The organism is Bacillus sp. SD075, assembly GCF_017355165.1.
In the GTDB taxonomy this organism is placed as follows: Bacteria; Bacillota; Bacilli; order Bacillales; family DSM-1321; genus Peribacillus.
This window is the reverse complement of the sequence record NZ_JADILK010000014.1, coordinates 90,641-96,640: the sequence shown is the minus strand read 5'-3', so window position 1 is coordinate 96,640 and position 6,000 is coordinate 90,641. Positions and strand designations below refer to the sequence as shown.

General features: G+C 41.5%; 4 protein-coding genes. All 4 read left to right on the top strand.

The window, feature by feature from the left end; all coding sequences use genetic code 11:
• Positions 1-352 precede the first annotated feature (352 nt).
• The 4 genes from IOC57_RS12600 to IOC57_RS12585 all read left to right on the top strand — a co-directional run bounded on the left by IOC57_RS12600 (position 353) and on the right by IOC57_RS12585 (position 5,743).
• Positions 353-1,351 (top strand): LLM class flavin-dependent oxidoreductase, encoded by a 999-nt coding sequence (locus IOC57_RS12600; RefSeq protein ID WP_207439045.1) that lies wholly within the window; start codon positions 353-355, stop codon positions 1,349-1,351.
• Positions 1,352-1,444: 93 nt separating this feature from the next.
• Positions 1,445-2,467 (top strand): LLM class flavin-dependent oxidoreductase, encoded by a 1,023-nt coding sequence (locus IOC57_RS12595; protein WP_207439044.1) that lies wholly within the window; start codon positions 1,445-1,447, stop codon positions 2,465-2,467.
• 91 nt (positions 2,468-2,558) lie between these two features.
• A complete protein-coding gene (pabB, locus tag IOC57_RS12590; protein ID WP_207439043.1) occupies positions 2,559-4,307 on the top strand; it encodes an aminodeoxychorismate synthase component I in 1,749 nt (582 codons plus the stop codon).
• Positions 4,308-4,408: 101 nt separating this feature from the next.
• The gene (locus IOC57_RS12585) at positions 4,409-5,743 is read left to right on the top strand and encodes a D-serine ammonia-lyase (RefSeq protein ID WP_286184807.1); all 1,335 of its coding nucleotides are present in this window, start codon (positions 4,409-4,411) and stop codon (positions 5,741-5,743) included.
• The last annotated feature ends 257 nt before the right edge of the window (positions 5,744-6,000 follow it).

The following is a 6,000-nucleotide window of genomic DNA, read 5'->3' as shown; positions in this document are numbered from 1 at the left end:
TGGTCAAAATTTCAAAGGGAATTTCAAAAGGGGGTCGGAATTTTTTAATTCCGAACCCCTTTTGTCTACAAACTGAAAGCCCTTTTAAGGGCTTTTCTTCATTTACATATATCTTTAAAAAGACCTCGGTAGAATAAGTGATGATTTCTTAAGTCTTCTATGTAATTAGTGTATTCAAACAAAAACCTCGCTAGAATATATAGTTTCCTCATACTTCTCAATTTAGATTCAACTCTTTATATTTTCTGCTAAAGGCTACAAACTAAAAACGACAAAGCAAGCGTTTCAGGCGACTTTCAACTAGTTATGATCTACCATTAAGTTACGAAAGACAAGATAGGAGGTAGCAAAATTGAAACTGAGTATTTTGGATCAATCCCCAATTGCATCCGGACAATCAGCACAAGAAGCTTTGCAGGCTTCACTTCAACTAGCACAAGAGGGAGATAGACTGGGTTATAGCAGAATCTGGTTAACTGAACATCATGATCTGCCGGGGTTGGCCTGTTCCGTTCCAGAGGTGTTGATAAGCTATATTGGTGCACAAACAAAAAATATCCGGATTGGATCAGGGGCAGTGCTGCTTCCACATTATAAACCATATCGGATAGCAGAGACTTATAATATGCTAGCTACACTTTTTCCAGGCCGGATTGATATGGGACTGGGGCGTGCTCCTGGTGGATCTGCCGAAGCAACGATGGCATTATCCGATAATTTTCTTCAGAATGTTTACCAAATGCCTGAACTTGTTCAAGAACTGTTGAATTTTCTAAGAGATGAATTTCCGAAAGAACATCCGTTTTCAAATGTCTCGGCTGCTCCTATCCCACCGGTACCGCCTGAACCATGGATATTGGGAACAAGCGGGAAAAGTGCAAAACTCGCCGCTGAGAATGGTGCTGCATACGCGTTTGGTGAATTCATGAGCGAAAATGATGGACTGCAGAGCTTTCATGGGTACCGTGAGCACTTTCAAATAAAAGGGTTACTTAAAGAACCTAAAACGATTGTTACGGTTTCGGCCATATGCGCAGAAACGGAGGAACATGCGAAAGAAATCGCCCTTAGCAATACCCTATGGAAAATTCAAAGTGGACATGGGGAAAGAAAGCTGGTTCCAAGTATAGAAGAGGTAAGGAATCATGATTGGACGGAAAAAGAAAAAGCACTGATGGAAACCATGAATAAAAAACTGATTTTGGGTACCCCTTCACAAGTGAAGTATCGCCTATTGGAGATTCAGGAGAAATATCAAGCAGATGAAATCATGCTGATAACCATCACTCATAAGTTGGAGGATAGGCTTAATTCGTTTCGTTTGATTGCCAGGGAAATTCTAAACAGTTAATCCCTTCGAGCATTTTGTGTGCATTTTGTGTGCATTTTCTATATGATGGCTTTGCGTCCAATTTATCATAATTGAAAGAAAGAAGATGAAGATATGAGTGCTGATCAACATGCAAAAAAACTTAGCGACATTTCTTTTTCCGTTCTGGACCTGGCTTCTATTGTTGAAGGTGGCACAGTTTCGGGAGCTTTTAAAAATACAGTAGAATTAGCAAAACATGCGGAGCAATGGAATTACAACCGTTTCTGGGTTGCGGAACATCATAGCATGCCTGGGATTGCAAGCTCTGCAACGTCAGTCCTTATAGGCTATGTTGCAGGTAGGACGGAAAGGATTCGTGTGGGTTCTGGAGGCATAATGCTACCGAATCATGCACCGCTGGTTATCGCAGAACAATTTGGAACATTGGAAGCAATGTATCCTGGTAGAATAGATTTAGGACTGGGACGTGCTCCGGGAAGCGATCAGTTTACAGCCATGGCACTACGGGGCGATGTACGTAATAACGGTCAGGATTTTCCTGAACAATTGGCACAGCTCCGTAGCTATTTAGATGCGGACTCTAAACATAATCGTGTTCGCGCCATCCCTGGCGAAGGACAGGATATCCCGATTTGGCTACTTGGTTCAAGCGGCTTCAGTGCTGCATTATCAGCACAGCTGGGATTGCCATTTTCATTTGCAAGTCATTTTTCCCCTGAAAATACTCAACCAGCATTAGCCCGTTACCGCAATAATTTCCAACCATCCGACGTTCTCGATAAACCTTATGTCATGGTTGGTATCAATGTATTTGCAGCTGATACTACGGAAGAAGCGCAAAGGATTGCTACCTCTTACCAACAGCAGTTCTTGAATTTGATACGGAACACTCCTGGTCAACTTGCTCCTCCAGTTGATACGATGGAAGGCCTTTGGACAGAATATGAAAAGGCTATTGTCATGAAGCAACTGAACGCTTCCATTATAGGAAATCCAATAGAGGTAAAAGAGCAGTTGCAGGCATTTTTAAATGAAACACAGGCGGATGAAATGATTATAAACTCTGCCATTCATGATCAGGATGCACGCCTTCGTTCTTATGAAATCATTGCAGAGGTTACTGGAATGAAATAAGTGTCAAAGAATGAGCTTGCAGATTCCGTGTCTGCAAGCTCTTTTATAAAATACATACCGTTTTACTTCATAAAAAAGTTAGGAGAGAGTAATGAAACGAGAAGATCCTTTATCCTTAATATTTCACTTCACAGATAAACAAGGTGACAGCCGTCCTCTATATTTTACGGATCCGAAAAAGGTGTTCACCGCCCATTCAATTGAGGATGTCCTTCCCCAATTCCAAAAAGTCCAGGAAGCGATCGAACAGGGGCATTACGCAGCCGGATATGTTTCCTATGAAGCGGCACCTGCTTTTGAAAAATCTTTTAAAGTAAAAGATGAAGCCAAAATGCCATTATTATGGTTCGGGATTTTTGATAAACCGGAAGAAGGAATACCTGAAGAAATGACCGGGGCTTTTAGCTTAGCTGAATGGCAATCTGATACGGATTCAAATACCTATCATTCCGGGTTTGAAAGAATAAAATCGGAAATCGAAAAAGGGAATACGTATCAGGTGAATTATACGATGCGTTTGCAATCCCAGTTCCAAGGAGATGACCTCGCATTCTTTGATCGCTTGAAGAGGGCGCAACGCTCGAACTATAGTGCATATTTGAATGTGGGGACACATCGAATCCTATCGGCTTCACCCGAGTTGTTTTTCCGTTGGGAAGATGGCCAGCTGATTACTCGGCCAATGAAAGGGACGGTAAAGCGGGGAACGACACTGAAAATGGATCAGCTCAACGCAGACTGGTTAGCGGGCTCGGAAAAGAATCAAGCTGAAAACTATATGATCGTGGACCTGCTCAGAAATGATTTGGGAATGATTGCAGAACCAGGAAGTGTCAAGGTTCCACAACTTAAGGCAATTGAAAAATATCCGACCGTTTGGCAAATGACATCCACAATTACAGCCGATACGAATCCAGGAACAACAATCATTGATATATTCAGGGCTCTTTTTCCATGTGGATCGATAACAGGTGCACCTAAAATTAAAACGATGGAGATCATCGCTGATATCGAGATGTCGCCACGCGAAGTTTATTGCGGTGCAATCGGGTTCATCTCCCCAGATTCCGAAGCCGTATTTAATGTGCCAATTCGTACAGTCGTGATCGATAAAGAAACTGGGAAAGCCGAGTATGGGGTAGGCGGGGGAATCACTTGGGATTCCGCGTTATCGGAAGAATATGACGAAGCATTATTAAAAGCTAAATTATTGACGGTGGAAAGGCCTGCTTATAAACTATTGGAATCGATGAAGCTCCGCGATGGCGAATATTATTTGTTGAATGATCATATCGATCGGATGAAACAATCCGCTGATTACTTCGATTATCGGTTCTCTGAATTGTATCTTAGAGATCGACTCCAAAAGTATGCAGAATTAAACCGTGGGACGGTGCAAAAGGTAAGGGTACTACTTAATGAAAATGGTGAAATTGAAGTCTCCGGACAAGCAATCAAGCCCTTTGACTCAAAATTCACGGCCATCTTGGCTGAAACTCCAATATCAAGTGCAAATCCATTTCTATTTCATAAGACCACCAATCGTGATGTATATGAAGGTTTTCAGAATAATAATCCCGACTTCCATGATGTTCTGCTTTGGAATGAAGAAGGATTCATCACGGAATTCACGAACGGAAATGTAGTGGTGAAGATAAATGGTGATCACTATACCCCTCCGGTGGAATCAGGTCTCCTTGCTGGAACATTTCGTCAAGAATTGATCAGGAAGATGGAAATCAAGGAAAAAGCCATTTCAAAGGCTGACCTTAATAACGCTGAGGAAATTTGGTTTATTAATAGTGTGCGAGGGAAATTAAAAGTGGATTTAACTTTCTAAGCTGATTATTCTTAAATAAGTGAAAATTGTAATCTTTATTGCAGTTTGTTGAGTTATAGTAGATGATGAATACTACATTTCCGGGAGGGAACGCTGTGGAGATGAATAAAAAAATCGAAGGTTTATCGATTATGGATTGGAAAGCGAAAGATCCTATACTTAATAATGTGATAAAGATGAATGAAGTCTTCTGGACTAATCCAGATTATGGTAACGAACAAAAAAACCCAATCGTGCAGGCTGAACAAGTTAAATTGGCTGAAGAAAGATTAGATAGATTTGCCAACTATATGATTAAAGCTTTTCCAGAAACCGAGCCCATGGAGGGGATCATTGAATCACCACTTACCGAGATTCCTTCCATGCAAAAAAAATTGGAAGAAACCTATGAGACTAAAATAGCAGGGAAACTTTTGCTGAAGTGTGACAGTCATTTACCTATATCAGGTTCCATCAAGGCACGCGGGGGTATCTATGAGGTTTTAAAACGTGCTGAGGGAATTGCAATGAAGCATGGTGGTTTAAAGCGGATTGATAATTATGGAATACTTGCGAGTGATGAATACAAGGAGCTTTTTTCAAAATATTCGATTGCTGTCGGTTCAACCGGGAATTTAGGACTGAGTATTGGAATAATAAGCGCTAAGCTGGGATTTAAAGTAACGGTCCATATGTCTGCAGATGCTAAACAGTGGAAAAAGGATAAGTTAACAAGTCTCGGTGTCATCGTAAAGGAATATGATGATGATTATAGTAAAGCTGTAGAAGAAGGCCGTAATGAAGCATCACTTGATCCCGATTGCCATTTTATTGATGATGAAAATTCCATGGATCTGCTGCTAGGTTATGCGACGGCTGCAACGCGACTGAAGAAACAACTGAACGATATGTCCATACTAGTAGACAAAGATCACCCTTTGTTTGTGTACTTACCATGTGGAGTCGGAGGAGGGCCCGGCGGTATAACATATGGGCTCAAGTTAGCCTTTGAAAATGATGTCCATTGTTTTTTTGCAGAACCGACACATTCACCATGTATGACGCTCGGATTGATGACCGGCCTTCATGACAATGTCTCAGTGCAGGACTTTGGAATCGATAATAAGACGGAAGCGGATGGTCTTGCTGTCGGTAGGCCATCAGCATTAGTTTCCAGTATGATGACGACCATGTTAAGCGGCAGCTATACCATAGGGGATAGAAGGTTATTCGAACTGCTCAGGGAAATGGCAGAGACGGAAGGTCATTATTTAGAGCCATCTGCCCTAGCAGGAGCATTTGGTCCGATACAACTTTTGACTGCTCCAGAAGGAAGGGAATATCTTATCAATCAAAAACTTCTGGATAAGATGAACCAGTCCACGCATATTATCTGGGCGACTGGCGGGAGTATGGTACCAAAGGATATGATGGAACAATATTTATCTAAAACTTAAAAAAGTTCACGAGTGTGAACTTCTCAGTACTGTAGACAAACTCGAAGAAATACGAGTTTGTCTACAGTTTTTTTATTTAAAAAATGTTCCTTCAGCCGGAGCACTTTATTCTACCGTTCATGCAGTTATTCGTCTTGCACCGTGCTTTATTTGACCGTCATAGCATTATTCGGACTCCGAAGCATTCATTTTGCGGTCCAAATATCGATTCTGCTTTTAAGTCGACTAACTGCCGAGCCTTCTCACCGCAGGCATCT